The sequence below is a fragment of the Sphingobium bisphenolivorans genome (genome assembly GCF_000412635.1).
Taxonomy (GTDB): Bacteria; Pseudomonadota; Alphaproteobacteria; order Sphingomonadales; family Sphingomonadaceae; genus Sphingobium; species Sphingobium bisphenolivorans.
Genome location: NZ_ASTG01000021.1, coordinates 24459 through 38269, shown reverse-complemented (window position 1 = coordinate 38269; position 13811 = coordinate 24459). Strand labels below are relative to the sequence as shown.

Genomic DNA, 13811 nt, shown 5'->3' with positions numbered 1-13811 from the left:
CCCACTCAGACTTCGAGATTCCGCTTCTCGTAGACGGTCGATATGACCCGGCCATCCCAGACATAGCAGAGGTGGCGTTCCTGGCGGCAATTGGACAGAAGCCGGGGGCGGAATACCGCCACGCATTCCCCGCTTTCGTCACGCACGCTCCCGTAGAGGATACCATCCGAGCCAGCGCCGCGCAGGTCACGGGCGAGCGCCTGCGACATCGCATAGTTCGCCGGATCATAAAGATCGGGATGGCTTTCGCGCATCGCGCGAATGTCATGTATGTCGGCGGTCAGGTCGACCGCATAGACCCGCATGTCCAGTTCCTGCGCCGGTTCTTCGGTAGCCATGAGAAAGCGCGTGCGATGCCAGGCCGTTTCGGCAATCGCGGTTTCCAGGGCCAAGCTTGCATAGAAGACACCGTAAGATCCGTCGGTGAAGCGATCGCCAAGCGGATTGAGGTGGGTGAAAGCAGCCATGATCGGCGACGTGCCAGGACCAGACACCCTGTCCTCGATCGGAACGAGCGCAAGGTCGCCGGCCTCCTCGCGCAGCCGATCGTTGGTCATCGCCTCGATCTGGAAGACCGCGTCGAGGTCGGCCGGGTCGGCGACGGCCTCGAACAAGGCGATAGGCGGAAAACGGCTGGGCACGATCCGGTAGCAGGGATGCCACCGGACGGCTGCGACAGGAATATCCACCCCTAGCCGCGCTGCGCGTCGATATATTGGCGCACCACATAGAGATCGGCGACATTGCCCGACGTCATGCGCTGGAGCGCGGAACCGCCGCCGAACAGGGCTGCCATGTTCGGCTTGCGGACCCACTCATCCGCCGTCTTGGGCAAGAGAATATGCAGGCCTTTGTAGATTCCGAGGATGTAGGAGATGCGTTCTAGTGCATCCTTGGGGATCGCGGCGACCGCCCCGCGCTTCCAAGCCTGCAACGTCGAACGGCTGTCGAGCCCGAGCAGGCTCATCTGCTCAGGCTCCTTGAGGCCCCAGGCCTCCGCGATACGGAAGAACGTCCGGAGCGCCGGCCCCGTGAGATCCTTGCGGCCTTTCGCCGTGTCATGCGATGCGCTCGCCATGAGAACCTGATCTCCTTTCGACAGGAGATATGTTCAATATCTGAGCAAAAATCAAGATAAGAACGAAATCTGAACATTTCTCCCTTTTGCGCCCTCTTGAGGGTGCGTATAGCGTCTGAGCGATCAGCCATTAGGACGGTGGCGACGCGCGAAGCCTCGCAATCCCAGAGCCGGCCGCTTTGACTTTCGCCTCAAGATCGGCCAATTTGGCATATAATCGCGCCAAGACCCTATCATGAGGAAGGATGTACCGCGCGAGCCAGCCGCGCCGTTCGATCTCGCTGATGCGGTCGCGAAGGCGTGCTATTGTCCCTGCCACCGCATCCCGCTCCATCACCAAGGTGTCGATCTTGCGCTGCCACGCTTTCGACCGCGCCCTCGCGCGACGCACTTCATCGCGCTCGGCCTTTTCCGCCCGACGCCGGGCTTTGGTCGCAGCTTCTTGCTCAATCCGCTCTCTTCTGAGGCGCTCTATCTCGGCCCGTCGGGCTAATGTCTCACTCGAATAGCGCGCAAAGGCCGGACTGCCGATTGGCCCGACACATCGAACGAACCAGCTCAGCCTGCGCCGTGCCTTATGCTCGATCTGCCCAACGCGTTGTGCGGAAAGACCCATGGCTTCGCCGATCTGGCGAAACGTCTTGAGATGTTCCCTCCCAAGCCCATAGCGATAGCGAACAACCTCCTCCTCCTGCGCAGACAAGAGGGAAAGCACCGTATTGACGGTCGTGTCGTCACTTGCTTGGCTCGCAGCCTTCATTGCTTCGACGGCTTGCCGCGCTCCCTCGGCAGCATCCTCGAGAATGCCCATCGGCTCTGTCCTGCCTCATCCCGCGCTAGAACCAGCCGTCGCGCCGGCCCTCGCCATTGTCGCGCAGGCTGCGACCGTCGAGCGCGGACCGGCGGATGTTGAGCTCGACCTCACTGCCCCTACGGGCGATCTGGACATCGCGCGGATCGAGATTGTTGCGGCGGGCATAGTCATCCGCTGCCTTCTCGCTGCCGAACTTGCCGGCCTGTTCGAATTCCCACGCTATCTTCGTCTCCTTCGCTTTCTGAGGGGCGCGCGCTAGCGGCCAAGGCGAGGCCGAGCTGTCACAAAGTCACCTTTCAACGCTTGCTCAGCTCGGCAGCGCAGCACGAGGTAGAGTGTGCCGGCATCCCGCTCGGCATCGATCGGATCGCGCGTCAATGCGGCGCGCAGCGCGGCCTTGAGCCAGAAGCTAGTCGCAGGATCGCCCAGCAGCTTCTCGATTTCTGATCTCTTCTGTTTAGTCACTTTTCCTCCGATGCGGATTATTCGTTGCGAGCCAGTTCCAATGTTTGAGATTGCTGTCGTTCGTGCTATGTTCAATCTCGGAGGTAGGTTCGATGAGCCGGTTCGACTGGGGCACGTATAACGCGACAAAAGACAGCGCTGGCGGTCCCGTGTATTCGTGGGAAACGGACTGGGATGAAGTCGTGCCCGGAGTAAATGCGGACGAGACTTTCGCGGCTCCGCAGTCGTCATGGCAGCTCGCCCTCGCAATTGCGTTTGTGGTAGCGCTCGTGGCGTTTTTCGGATTTCTCTCAAGCGTCATGTAGGATGCGTCATTCGCGTAACTTTGGATCGTTGAAGAAGCCGACGTTGTGACTGTCCGACACTTCCGACCTCGCACGTGATCCCCCTTGCCTGTTGACAGCTCTTCCCGTCTGCGCAGCAGCGCGACCTTCATCGATTTCCTTTCGACCCTCATTGATGATCGCGGCAGCCGCGCCGGGATCGTTTCCGCCTCCCGGGCCCGAGGGTCGCCGGCCACCTCCTGAAGGTGTGTAGTGACCACGGACGTCGCTCTCGGATGCGACATCGGGACGCTGAACAGACACGAGATTCGGTTCATGAAGCTCCGATCGGATTTCATTGCGGATGGTATCGAGACGATCATCCATCCACCTTTCGATCATCGCGCTGCGCGTGGCGCGATCATGCGCCGACAAGTCAGTGGCCCAGAGGTCGGGGACATTGATTGCTGGGTTACGCGCCTGCTCCGCGCGATACCATTGGGCCAGATCCTGGCTCAGGTTTTCGCTGAGATTGAGCCCATGGGATTCCGCATAGCTGGCGTCGCGCGACAGGGATTGCGCGATCTCGTCGAGTTTCTCGGCCGATCGTTGGTAAGATTGAGCAAGAGCAAGGCTTTCTTCGGAAATCCTCGCGCTGGAGTCCGTAATGGACGACCGGCTGAAACTGCCCGAACGATCATAGGTGCCGGCGGACTCACTGGCGCTGGAGCCGCTCGCATGATCGTCGCGGAAGCTGCTCGACGCTGCGCTGCGATCCTCGCTTGAAATATTGCGATTAGTCGAGTGGCTGAGGTCGGATTGTTGCATGCCACGTCCACCAACGCTCGCACCCAGCGAGCCAGACAGCGGACTACCGCCACCGGCGCGCCCGCGACCGCCCGTTCCGGCGCCGACAGAGCCTTCGACGGATTGTTGCACTATGGCTTGGCGCCCGCGGTTGTCCGTGACCGAGAAGCGGTCGGTGTCGGCATTTGATTGCTCGATCCCTTCGGACGTATTGGCGGTTCGGCGATCGAAGCGATCGACCGACGTGGCCGATTGGGAGCCACTGGCGCTTTCGACGCCTGACGTCGTTTCGCTGGAGCGCGTGTGAACCGACGCGTCCCGATCGGTGGCAGTAAGGAGAGTGCTTGCCGTGTTGCGGTAGGATTCCGCCTGCCGTCTTGCCTCGGAGGCAACTTCGCGCATCTCGGCGACACTGTTCGTCGACATGGTCGGCGTGAACGCAAGCCGCGAGATTGCCCCCGTCGTGTCGATGACTTCCTGGCCGTTGCCATAGCTCGAGATGATCGCCCCGTTGTCGGCGCGGTAATCCAATCTCGGAATGCCGGCCATGTAGCTCGGCGCCGTCGACCATTGATCCGACTGGCGCATATTGGCCGAACTGTTGGCGTAACTGACATTTCCGTAGGAGTAGTTTCCCGTCGTCTGCTCGAGCGCCGCCGCTTCGGCGGCATTCTGTGCGGGGGCCAGCATCGCCATCGAATGGCTCGCGATCCCCATCGCGCCGCGAGCCATCCCCGCTGCGAGGAATGGCACGCTCATCAGGAGGAAGCCCGCGATCGTCGCGGTTTCCTCATTGACCGCGCCGATTCCCGCATAGGTCGAGAGCGTCACGCCGCTGGGTGCCATTGCCGCGGCCGAGCCGGTTGCCCGGCTCATGATGATCATGTGCAGCACGACGTAGAGCGGACCCCAGGCGGCCAGGTAAAAGAATCCTGCCGTGTAGCCCTTGAGCGTCGGTACGCCGGTTCGCGGCATGAGGAACAGCGGAAAGATGACCGGGAACATCGCGAAAAAGACGACGGTCAGCACGACGTTGAGAATAGGAACCCAGCTCATTGCCTGCTGCGCGATCGAGCCGTACGTATTGCGCGCCTGGATATCGGCCCGTGTCATAGCGAATGTGTCGATCGCCGCCGCGCCGGTACTCCCGGACATCGAATTGCGCGCCTGCATGAAAGCGTTGATCGCGGTGCTTTGCCGCAGGATGCTCACATGGCCGCCCGCGGTTCCGGTGAAGGCCTGGGTGATCACCGGCACGTCGTCGCGCAGCTTCTGGGCGGCCAGTGCATTGCTGAGCCTGGGATAGAGTTCCTTACCCCAGATCAGCAGGTTGGCCTCGATCATCGGCGTCCACTGCCCATCGAGCGCCGAATAGGCATCGTTGCATGTCCGGATATGACTTTCGACGCCGCCACCCGAAACGCGCGTAATCCAGATCTGCGAGCGCGCCGGTGAACCGGGACCAATCGCGGCCCACAGATCCGGAGAGTTGGCGAGGTCCGTCATCGACTTGAAGCCGAGCATCACGTCATAGAAGACGCATGCCTTGAAATGCTCCTCAAGGTTGGTCGAAAACTCGGCATCGCGGATACGCAGGTTGCGCGTCGCATCGAACAGCCGCGCGCCATAGACCATGCCGTTGGTGGTATAATTAAGCGATGTCGGCATGACGAACACCGTCTCGGCGGTGCGGGTCAGATAGTCGCCTACCTGGCTTGTGAAGCTGGCGATCACCCCAAGTCCGATTGGAACATTGTCGATCGTCGCCGGTGCCAGCGAAGGATTGAGGCGGTCCGTAACCTTGATGTCCACGGTGGGCACCATCAGGCACATGTAGATCGCGGTCGCCTGCAGGAACCAGTTCAGCCAGGCACGCCAGTCGAGGTTGAACGCCACCACGAGGAGCGAATAGATGAGGCCCATCACCATGACGACGCGCAGCATCGACCGGTAGCCCCCTCCTCCAGCCCAGGCCGCAACCGCGTTGAACGTGTTGACGAAGTATTCGCCGCCGCCGATCGTGAAGACTTCGAGCATGGCCGGCCTTCCCTTCCTTGCTATTGCAAGCCTTGGGCGCTGAGTCCGCGGGAGAAGTTGAGCGCGGCCGACATCCCCGGCGTCATCGTGTTCTGAAGCGTCGATTCCAGCATGATCGAGCGATCGATGATCTGCATCGTCACTTGCAGCTTTTGATCGAGCCGCACGCCGCGCTGCTGAAATTTCTGCCGCGTGGCCGCAATCTGCTGGCGCCACTGCGCCGCGGTTTCCTGGTCGAAGGTCTGATAGTGGATCTTCGCCTGCTCGACGCGATCAAGCATGTTGTCGATCATGGCATTGAGGATATCGACCGAGACAATCTCGGCGAGCGTCTGGATCTCGCCGTCGGTCAGCGTGTAGCGTGCAGCCGACTGCACCGCGAGGATCTTGAAGAGCGGGATGCTCGACATATTGAGCAATTGCTTTTCGGCCGCGTCGATCGCCACATCCGTGCGGATCTTCGTCGCGATATCCTTGATCATGGCGGCGATGCGCGGGCGCAATGCCGCGCTTTCAGGAATCGAGAGGGTCTGGGTCGAGATGTTGAGACATAGCGTCTCTTCATCGCAGCGCAGGATGTTGACCGTCGCGCCGCCTGACGTGCCGTCCAGCAACGCGGTCACGACCGCTTCCTCAGCTGGCCCGACCATCGTCACCTGGCCCCCGACACTTGGATCGGTCGAAGGTCGCGTCACGACGGTCCCTACCAGCGTCATGATGTATTCGCTGAATTCCTTGTCGAACGCGCCGAACTTTTGCGATTTGCGGAGCGCCTCCCAGGTATAGTTGTGCGGCTCGCCGACGAGTTGGTCCTTCATTGCCGGATCGCTGTTGGCCGCGATCGTCGAATCTCGCCGATTGCCGTTGTTGCAGTTCTGCCGGGCCGCCGCCCAATCAGAGAATATGCCCTGGCTGTTCCCGACCGCCTCGCAGATCGTGGCGCGGGTCGTGTCCATTTGCGGCCAAATACCGCCGACCAGCGCCTGCGCCGTCTCGCAGCTCGAAATATTCATCTGGTTCAGGAGCTGTGCCTTTTGCGCGAACTCGTCCATCACCTTGCCGATCTCGGGGCTGATGGAATCGATCGCCAGCTTGAAGGCAAAACCCAATGCATTGTTGGCGGTCGCCTTCAGCATGGCGACGATCTCGGACGTGTTGATGAAGGAGAAACTGCCCGAGAAGAGATCGATGCCGCCGCAGCCCGCGCGGGCCGATGGCAGCTGCAGATTGAACGGCGAAACGGACTTCTGGGGAAAGCGCGTCCACAGATTGCCAAGCGAATAGTAGCCCGCCGACTGGCCTTCGAAGGCACTGGGCCCGGTGACGTTGGCCGCGCCGCCAGCGTCGTTGAAGAACGCGTTCATCTCGCTTGCCACACCGGCATGTGCCGACGGCACTGCGAGATGGAGCGACGCAAGAAGGGCCGCCGCGGACGCCGCAGACCGGAACCGGGAGCGAAGAGAATGGCTCATCAGAAATCACTCCCCACAGTCATGTTGGTAAGCGTGAAGATGCGGTCCATGATCTCGTCGGCCGAGAGGATGCCGTAGCCTACCGGTATCGTCCGCTTCGTCACCGTGTCGAACAGGACGAGCGCCGGGGTTTCCTTGCCGGGGATGCCCATGCGCTCTCGTTGGCCACTGTCGACGAGATAGTTGGGAAAATCCTTCGATGGGCCACCGTCCATCGACACAGCCATCACCGTCAGACGGTGGCTGTCCGCCACCGACCGCAGAATGGGTCCAGCGACATCGCAGGCGGCGCAGCTCTGTGCGTAAAAATAGAACAGGCCATAACGCTCACCGAGGCGGGTCAGAACCGCGTCGCGGTCCGCCTTGCGGTTATCGATCCATGTCCGTTTGCCCAATGTCGAGACCGGGCGTTGCAAAGTGTAGTCCATGTCCGGATGCTGCCAGATCGCCCGCTGCCAGACGTCGGAGAAGGTCGAGGCGCGGTCCAGCTGCTCGCGCTGGAAGCGGACATAGGCCACAACATTCTCCTCGCTTGGATCGAGGATCGCGCGTGCCTTCAGCTCATCAAGCGTGGACCTGACAGCAGCAAGCTGTTCGGCCGCCGGCACCGGCGGGGACACCGGCTTGTCCTTCGGTGCTCGCCGAGCAGGATCACAATAGAACCATGTGCCGAGGCGCCGTTCACCGCAATAGAAGGGGTCGCCGGCAGATTGTTCCCCGCCTTCCTCGCCAGCAATAGCCGCTGGGCCGGACGTGAACGCCGTAACGGCAATCGCCAAAGCAGTCAGCAGGGCAGGAACGGGGCGGTGCGATGCTCCCATCTCGCGGGCAACGGAGTGCCGACGCCAGAAGACGCCGGGGATACAAAGCGGCGAAGTGCGGCGCGGATCAGCCGCCGCCAGGAGCGGATCGGGCATAATATTCCTCTATCTTCTTCTGGATGTCGGACATGGTCTGGACTTCATCAGGCAGCTTCGCGGCGTCGATGAACTCGGCGTAGACCTCGGTGAAATCCATCTTCGACAGGTCGAGGCTCGCGAACTCGTGGATGCTGAATCCGCGGCATTGCTCGTTCTTGGGTTTGCCCCAGGGCTTGCCGAGCTGGATGCGGCCCTGCTCCTGCAGGATGCGTGAGAGCTTGCTCTCGAAGCAGCAATAGGCCGTCCGCCTGGTTTTGCAGATGCCGAGAAAGCTACTCGAGCAATAGGTTCCGACCCTGTAGCAGAAACCCATGCGATCCTTGATGTCGAGCATCTTCTCCTGGGTGGAGCAGGCGAACAGAGTGAGGAATGGCGTCGCAAGCGCCGCTATGGCAGCCGGTCCGCCGGCGAGCGCAGCCGCTCCGGCACCGACAGTGAGCAAGCCCGACACTTTGCCGGCGCAGCAGTTGATGAGGCCGAACACCGGCTTGTGGCAGGTCTCGCGCTCGCCGCTGAACACCGTCAATTCGTCGGGATTGAACTCCTCGCCCGCCTGGCCGATCGCGTGCAGCGCAACCAGTGCATCCTTGAGTTCTGTCGAAGCCTCCCGTTCGATCGTCTCGCATTCGCCGTTGAGGCAGTAGACGTCGTTTCCGCAGATATATTGCTGTTCGTCGGAAGCTCCGCCGGACCCTGGCGTGGGACACCTGTAGATCCGCTCGCGCACTTCGCAGCCGGGCGAGGCTTCATCGTCGTCAAGACATTCTTCGCGGACGAACGTGCATTGGGGGTTCGCCTCGAGGGACGGACAATCGTTGCCGGCGGAGAGTGTATGGCACAGATAGGTCCGGTTCCACGCCCAGCAGGGCTGTGTAACGGCCACGCCGTCCACGATCCGCGTGACGGGATCGCTTGATGTGCAAACCTCCTCTTGCTGGACACACATCCTGTCGCCGGCGAATGCGGCGCAGGCCGCCTCATTGCGCGTTGCTCTGACATTGGTCGCTTCCGCGTCCTTCGACAGCCAATATTCGCCCGTCGCGATGACGATGCCGGGATGATAGTAGCCGGGCGTGATGCCTTGCGCCGGGCCGCTGCATTTTAGCTCATAGGCGGTGTGGCCGAGCGACGGGCAAGAGGTTGCGGCAGTAAATCCGAAGGGGCCGAAATTGCTGCAATAATCGATTGCACGTGTTTCCTGACAGATACCGTTTGCCACCTCATCGTCGAACGCCGCCCGGGCAGGATAGACACCGCCGTCCGTGGGCATCGTGCTCATGCGTCCGGCCCAATAGGTATAGGTTTCACGCTTTTCGACCGAAACGCTAAGCGGGATCGTGCAGGATCGGACATGCTCGGTGAGCTTGCTGCCAACATTGCAGCTGGTCTCGTACCAGCCCTGCGGTTTCTCCCCAGGTGGAAGCGGGACGCAACTGCCCTGCCCGCCGCTGATATCCTCGCCTTCGAGATATGCCTGCGGATCCTCCTCGATGGCTCGACCGCGCGCGATATCGGCCTTGATTTCGGCTGCATCGAACTTTGGGCGGACGCGATCACCTTCGATGATCGTCCGATAGCCCTCATGCGAGCCGGTCTGCGACGATGCGTCTGACACCATCCGGTCGGGATCATCGAAATAGGAGGATTGAGGCAGCGTGGTGCCCTGATAGCCCGGCACCTCTAGTGCCTGGCCATCCGAGTCCGGAATAAGCGTGCCGTCCTGGCGGAAGGCTTCGGCCATCGCCTTGCCCTCAGCTCTTGCATCCGCGGTCGTTTCCTGCGCCAGCGCAGGCGCCGCGGCCGCGAACGCGGCGAAGGCCAGCAAGACGCGACGCAGGCTCATTGCCGCTTCCGGAGATTGGCGAGCGCCACGCCGGCGACCGTCGCGCCGGGGCCACGACCATCGGCAAAGGATGTCAGCGCATGTTCGACAGTGACATTGCCAGTGAGGCGATCATTGGGCGGGACCACCGTCTTGCAGCGAAAGCCTTCGCACAGGTCGAAATCGGACCCGACGGCGATGTAAGTCGGGACGGCCTGGACTTCGAATGCCCGGAATAGACGAGGGTCGATCCCTATGCTGGCATAGTCGGCCTCGTCCTTGACCAGTCGCGCGATCGCGGACTGGAACGCTTTCATGGAGTTGTCCGGGAAACCGCGAAACACGACAACGCCGCCCGCGCGCGAGACGTCGGCAATCATTCGCTTCAGGGACTCCTCCGGCATGGACAGGCTGGCGAAGGCGATGAACTGCGGGGCTTGTCCACGCGGCGCATCGATATTTCCGACCGCGCCGGCGACCAGTTCGTCGAAGTCGACGACGCCCTTGGGACCGACGGGCAGGTCCGCGGGCGAAAGGCGTCTCAGGTTTTCCCTGCCGCCATCGGCCGTCGCCGTGGCCTCCTCGCGCAGGGCATCCCCGCGATCCTTGACATGCGCGACGAACGTCTCGGCGTCCTCTGCCATCGCCGCGGCGCGGGCCTTGATTGCCTGAACGTCGATTTCGTCGGTGGTCTGCGCAAGCAGCGCGGAGACACCAACAACCCCTGTAAGCGCGACACATGTGATGAGAATCCTGCGCACGGCCCCCTCCCCCTACAGCACACAGCAGTTGCGCTTGCGCCAGACCAGGTAGCCCATGTCCTCGCCGGCGGCCGGATAGGCGCGGCCGGCGTCGGGCGGCATGGTCGACGCGCCGATCGGCGAACAGGCATAGCGCCCCGACACCGTCGTGATCGGGTTGGTCATCTGGAAGCGATACTGCTGCTTGCGCATGATCGGCATGAGGTACTTCTTGCAAAGGCCCTTCGAGCCCATCGTCCCCCAGGCCAGCCCCATCCGGTGCATCTTGTACGCGAAGCGCGAGAGGGCGAGCCGCGAGGACTGCACATGGCCGATATGCGAAGGGATGTTGCCGTTAAGCGGGTACATCGTCCCCTGACAGCCCGCGCACCAGAACAGCGAGTCGAGCGGCAAATTGACGGTCGAGGTGACGCAGTCGCCGGCACAGGCGGCGACTGCGAGTGGATTGGCAAACACCACCGCCTCGGGATTGATAAGCGCGGTCAGGGTATCGTCCTGCCAGAGCGGATCGATCTCCGTCATATAGGCGATATCGAACGACGCCTGCTCGAAGCAGAGGAAGTCCGTCAAAATCTCCATCCAGTAGAGCAGCGGGTAAACGTACCAGTGGACGTGCCACTTCGCCGTGTTCTGGCTCTTGCCGCCGACCTGGCTCGGTCCCGCAAGCATGCCCTGGCCGATGTCGAAGCCGGGCGCGATCTTCTTCCCGCCGAGGTTTACGAAGCACCATGGCTTCATAGTCACGTCCGCCAGCCTGACCGGCTCCCAGAACCCGACCGAAATCCCGATACGCGGCAAAGGATCGGCACACGCGCAGATTGGCGACGCTGGATTGTTGGTGTCGGGCCTGCCGCTCGGCCAGATCTTGAGGCCACCGACCGACAGCGGGAACAGGCAAGACCAGCAGACGTCCGTAACAGGATTGACGAACTTGCCCGAGCATCCGACCGCTTCCGCGCGGCCCGGCAGGAGCGCAACCGAGCCGAACAGGGCCAAGATGGCGGCAAGGAGACGGAGCGGTCTCACGGCTCGACCTCTCCATGTCGACCGGCAAGCCAGGCATCGTCGGCGGCGTTCTTTGCCCGGAAGTAGCGGATGCCACAGAGAAGTGCGGCGAGCAGCAGCACGGCGCAAACGAGGCCCGCGGCATTGCCCGCGAGCGCGCGAAGCGGTTGCAGGCAGAGGATCGAGGCCGCAAGCGCGATGCACAGGAGTTGCCACAAGTGGCGCCTGCGGCGGAGCATCCTTGTCTCGGGCGCTGCCATCGGTGTGCGCAGCATGTCGAGCCAGATCGGCATCACTTCGCCCCCTGCCGCGCTAGGACATGCTCGCGCACCTGCATGACCTTGCCTTGCTGGCTCACGACTGCCGGCGTGTGGCGAATGCCGAACCGCTCGGTCAGCACGCCGTTCTGATCGAAATAGAAGCGGCGCTTGCGGTTGGTCATTTCATCGATCGGAGAGCCGGCAACGAGGATGATCTTGGCGTCCGTTGCGTTCCAGCGCCCGGTCGCCCACGCCATCTGCCTGGCATCGTCGCCATCGACGAAGACGAGTGCCTGGCGCACCGTCACGAAATCGAGAGGGTTCACGCGCTGCCCAGCGGCTGCGATGAGATTGCCCTTCTGGTCGCGGATGTCCCGCTCGACGACCATCGCCGGATCGAATTGCCAGCTCCGCTCCCGGATCGCCGGGGTTATCCCGGCGACCGGCTTAGGCCGACGCACGGATTGCTCGACGCGGCGCGCGAACTGTTGATTGAGCGCGTCGATCTGGCCCGATGACTGGAGCCGGGCCAAGCGGGCCTCGATCGTCGCCAGCAGGTCTGGCTCGATTATCGGAAAGGCTTGTGCCTGCGTCCCATAGTCGCGCGCCTGGGTGGACGCGGTGGCGCCGACGGCGACGAGAAGGCCTGTCCCAACTATGCGAAGGACGGGAGCTCTCACAACACCGCCTCCCCGGTGCCGAGGATTTGCGGGCGGCAGATGAACCCGATTTCGCCGTAGCGGCTGTCAAAGCTGTCGGGATGCGGAGTTCCCACGAAATAGCAGCCCTCCGGCACCGTGCCGATCGGCCCAGGTGTCAGCTTCTCGCCGCGCCGCGTCACTTCCTTCATCGAGCCGACGAGATGCCCGTTCACCAGGACTTCTGCGCCTCGATGCTCGACGAGATCGCCGGGCATGCCATAGACGATCTTTCCGAATGCCCCTGGGTTCTCGCCGAAATGCGCGCGCACGAGCGCGTTCACGGGCGGGACGAAGAAGAGATAATCGCCGCGCTTGGGCGCTCTGCCCCGGTCGATGGTGAAGGCCCAGTTGGGCAGGGATTCAGAGGCGTTGATGAACAATGCGTGGTTCTCGCGCCAGGACGACAGCGCGCTCGCGGCGATGCCGCCAATCCCAATGAGGCCGAGCAGCAGCCAGCGCCGCCTAGCCGGTCCGCGGGTTTCAGTTGGCGGGGCCATCGGGCGCGCTCCCGAAAGGTGAGGCCGTTGCAGGTGCGGTCTGCGGTGCAGCCGGTGCGGGAGCGGGAGAGCCACCACCTATCCTGGCCTGGAGTTCGGCAGGTGAGGCAGGACGCGGAATAGCGATGCCACTCGCATAAACCGCCCTTCTCACTTCATCGGTGATATCCGGGACATTGCGCGTGAGGACCGCTTCCGCGACCAGGACCGTCTCGCCCTTGGCGGCGCGCACAGCCATCTGGCCATCAAGCGATGCCATGAAGGCACGCATCTCGTGCTCGACCTGATCGGGCGGCGACGCGCTACGGGCCTGTGCCTGGATATACTCGCCGACAAGGCCGGACAGCTTTACCGCAACGATGCGCTGTTGCGATGGCGGTGAGAGTAAGGAGCGCGTCACCCACATGCCCCAGGCGAGAGCGGCAAGGAGGATCGCCAGGGCTGCGAGCTGCAGCACCGACAGGCCTGCAAACGCGGTCCGGCGCTTGCGCGGCTGCTCCGTGCCGACAGGGCGTGGGAGATCGAGCTCAGGTTCGTGTGAAAGATCGGTCATGTCGTCTCTCCCCCCGATGATCCGGATTGCCGCAGGGCATGCCAGCGGAGCACACCGACGATCAGGAACAGAATGGCAACCAGCCCGACCAGCAGCAGTTGGAACGAGCCTTGCCGCTGTGCACCCGCCTCGAGATAGCGCGCCGAAAGATTGCTCAGCTGGAGGAAGAAGCCATCGAAGCTGAGATTGCCGAGCAGAGCCAGGAAGCAGACGAACAGGCCGAGGACTACGAGCATGTTGGTTGCAGCCCATCCCGCTGTGCGAAGCCCATGATAAATCACCGCTTGCCAGTTCAGTACACGGCGACGCCGTGGAGGACGGTGGCGGTGCAGCACGATGCGTTCGGGGACCGGCAT

Annotated in this window: 17 protein-coding genes; 2 read left to right on the top strand and 15 right to left on the bottom strand. The window is 62.5% G+C overall.

The window, feature by feature from the left end; translation table 11 throughout:
- Positions 1 to 5: 5 nt before the first annotated feature.
- The 3 genes from L858_RS0115375 to L858_RS0115365 form a co-directional block, all read right to left on the bottom strand.
- A complete protein-coding gene (locus L858_RS0115375; RefSeq protein ID WP_022684048.1) occupies positions 6 to 689 on the bottom strand; it encodes an RES family NAD+ phosphorylase in 684 nt (227 codons plus the stop codon).
- Between the two features lie 2 nt (positions 690 to 691).
- Entirely contained in the window at positions 692 to 1078 is a 387-nt protein-coding gene (locus tag L858_RS0115370) for an antitoxin Xre-like helix-turn-helix domain-containing protein (protein WP_022684047.1), read from the bottom strand.
- 130 nt (positions 1079 to 1208) lie between these two features.
- Positions 1209 to 1889 carry a sigma factor-like helix-turn-helix DNA-binding protein gene (locus tag L858_RS0115365; protein WP_081643371.1) on the bottom strand — a complete coding sequence of 227 codons (681 nt, stop codon included), beginning with the start codon at positions 1887 to 1889 and terminating at the stop codon, positions 1209 to 1211.
- Here L858_RS0115365 and L858_RS22555 point away from each other — a divergent pair.
- A complete protein-coding gene (locus L858_RS22555; protein ID WP_022684045.1) occupies positions 1882 to 2151 on the top strand; it encodes a hypothetical protein in 270 nt (89 codons plus the stop codon). The two genes, L858_RS0115365 and L858_RS22555, sit on opposite strands and share 8 nt — an antisense overlap.
- Here the strand turns inward: L858_RS22555 and L858_RS20290 are convergent.
- Positions 2148 to 2357: a hypothetical protein gene (locus tag L858_RS20290; RefSeq protein ID WP_022684044.1), complete on the bottom strand. Its 210-nt coding sequence runs from the start codon at positions 2355 to 2357 to the stop codon at positions 2148 to 2150. The genes L858_RS22555 and L858_RS20290 overlap by 4 nt on opposite strands.
- A 92-nt stretch (positions 2358 to 2449) precedes the next feature.
- On the opposite strand from L858_RS20290, the gene L858_RS21710 reads away from it, so the two are divergent.
- Positions 2450 to 2662, top strand: coding sequence for a hypothetical protein (locus tag L858_RS21710; RefSeq protein ID WP_022684043.1), 213 nt, complete (start codon positions 2450 to 2452; stop codon positions 2660 to 2662).
- Positions 2663 to 2668: 6 nt separating this feature from the next.
- Here the strand turns inward: L858_RS21710 and L858_RS0115345 are convergent, their stop codons facing one another.
- The 11 genes from L858_RS0115345 to L858_RS20285 form a co-directional block, all read right to left on the bottom strand.
- On the bottom strand, positions 2669 to 5464 hold the full coding sequence (locus L858_RS0115345; RefSeq protein ID WP_022684042.1) for a conjugal transfer protein TraG N-terminal domain-containing protein: 2796 nt from the start codon (positions 5462 to 5464) through the stop codon (positions 2669 to 2671).
- Positions 5465 to 5484: 20 nt separating this feature from the next.
- Positions 5485 to 6936: a conjugal transfer protein TraH gene (locus L858_RS0115340; protein WP_022684041.1), complete on the bottom strand. Its 1452-nt coding sequence runs from the start codon at positions 6934 to 6936 to the stop codon at positions 5485 to 5487.
- Positions 6936 to 7757 (bottom strand): conjugal transfer protein TraF, encoded by an 822-nt coding sequence (locus L858_RS0115335; RefSeq protein ID WP_028056195.1) that lies wholly within the window; start codon positions 7755 to 7757, stop codon positions 6936 to 6938. The genes L858_RS0115340 and L858_RS0115335 overlap by 1 nt, the downstream gene beginning before the upstream one ends.
- A 67-nt stretch (positions 7758 to 7824) precedes the next feature.
- A complete protein-coding gene (locus L858_RS0115330; RefSeq protein ID WP_022684039.1) occupies positions 7825 to 9699 on the bottom strand; it encodes a conjugal transfer protein TraN in 1875 nt (624 codons plus the stop codon).
- On the bottom strand, positions 9696 to 10439 hold the full coding sequence (gene trbC / locus L858_RS0115325; RefSeq protein WP_022684038.1) for a type-F conjugative transfer system pilin assembly protein TrbC: 744 nt from the start codon (positions 10437 to 10439) through the stop codon (positions 9696 to 9698). The genes L858_RS0115330 and trbC overlap by 4 nt, the downstream gene beginning before the upstream one ends.
- 12 nt (positions 10440 to 10451) lie before the next feature.
- Positions 10452 to 11465, bottom strand: a complete 1014-nt coding sequence (gene traU / locus L858_RS0115320) for a conjugal transfer pilus assembly protein TraU (protein WP_022684037.1) — start codon at positions 11463 to 11465, stop codon at positions 10452 to 10454.
- On the bottom strand, positions 11462 to 11737 hold the full coding sequence (locus L858_RS0115315; RefSeq protein WP_022684036.1) for a hypothetical protein: 276 nt from the start codon (positions 11735 to 11737) through the stop codon (positions 11462 to 11464). The genes traU and L858_RS0115315 overlap by 4 nt, the downstream gene beginning before the upstream one ends.
- A complete protein-coding gene (gene traW / locus L858_RS0115310; RefSeq protein WP_022684035.1) occupies positions 11737 to 12384 on the bottom strand; it encodes a type-F conjugative transfer system protein TraW in 648 nt (215 codons plus the stop codon). The genes L858_RS0115315 and traW overlap by 1 nt, the downstream gene beginning before the upstream one ends.
- The gene (locus tag L858_RS0115305) at positions 12381 to 12902 is read right to left on the bottom strand and encodes a S26 family signal peptidase (RefSeq protein ID WP_022684034.1); all 522 of its coding nucleotides are present in this window, start codon (positions 12900 to 12902) and stop codon (positions 12381 to 12383) included. The genes traW and L858_RS0115305 overlap by 4 nt, the downstream gene beginning before the upstream one ends.
- A complete protein-coding gene (locus tag L858_RS0115300) occupies positions 12886 to 13455 on the bottom strand; it encodes a TrbI F-type domain-containing protein (RefSeq protein WP_022684033.1) in 570 nt (189 codons plus the stop codon). The genes L858_RS0115305 and L858_RS0115300 overlap by 17 nt, the downstream gene beginning before the upstream one ends.
- Entirely contained in the window at positions 13452 to 13811 is a 360-nt protein-coding gene (locus L858_RS20285; protein WP_022684032.1) for a hypothetical protein, read from the bottom strand. Before L858_RS20285 ends, L858_RS0115300 begins: the two co-directional genes overlap by 4 nt.

What these genes read in the sequence shown, in the direction of transcription:
- L858_RS0115305 (WP_022684034.1), bottom strand. Translation starts at nt 12,902, where the DNA reads ATGGCCCCGCCAACTGAAACCCGCGGACCGGCTAGGCGGCGCTGGCTG.
- L858_RS20285 (WP_022684032.1), bottom strand. Translation starts at nt 13,811, where the DNA reads ATGCCGGTCCCCGAACGCATCGTGCTGCACCGCCACCGTCCTCCACGG.
- L858_RS0115335 (WP_028056195.1), bottom strand. Translation starts at nt 7,757, where the DNA reads ATGGGAGCATCGCACCGCCCCGTTCCTGCCCTGCTGACTGCTTTGGCG.
- L858_RS0115345 (WP_022684042.1), bottom strand. Translation starts at nt 5,464, where the DNA reads ATGCTCGAAGTCTTCACGATCGGCGGCGGCGAATACTTCGTCAACACG.
- L858_RS0115300 (WP_022684033.1), bottom strand. Translation starts at nt 13,455, where the DNA reads ATGACCGATCTTTCACACGAACCTGAGCTCGATCTCCCACGCCCTGTC.
- L858_RS0115315 (WP_022684036.1), bottom strand. Translation starts at nt 11,737, where the DNA reads ATGCCGATCTGGCTCGACATGCTGCGCACACCGATGGCAGCGCCCGAG.
- L858_RS22555 (WP_022684045.1), top strand. Translation starts at nt 1,882, where the DNA reads ATGCCCATCGGCTCTGTCCTGCCTCATCCCGCGCTAGAACCAGCCGTC.
- L858_RS0115370 (WP_022684047.1), bottom strand. Translation starts at nt 1,078, where the DNA reads ATGGCGAGCGCATCGCATGACACGGCGAAAGGCCGCAAGGATCTCACG.
- L858_RS0115340 (WP_022684041.1), bottom strand. Translation starts at nt 6,936, where the DNA reads ATGAGCCATTCTCTTCGCTCCCGGTTCCGGTCTGCGGCGTCCGCGGCG.
- L858_RS0115365 (WP_081643371.1), bottom strand. Translation starts at nt 1,889, where the DNA reads ATGGGCATTCTCGAGGATGCTGCCGAGGGAGCGCGGCAAGCCGTCGAA.
- L858_RS0115330 (WP_022684039.1), bottom strand. Translation starts at nt 9,699, where the DNA reads ATGAGCCTGCGTCGCGTCTTGCTGGCCTTCGCCGCGTTCGCGGCCGCG.
- L858_RS21710 (WP_022684043.1), top strand. Translation starts at nt 2,450, where the DNA reads ATGAGCCGGTTCGACTGGGGCACGTATAACGCGACAAAAGACAGCGCT.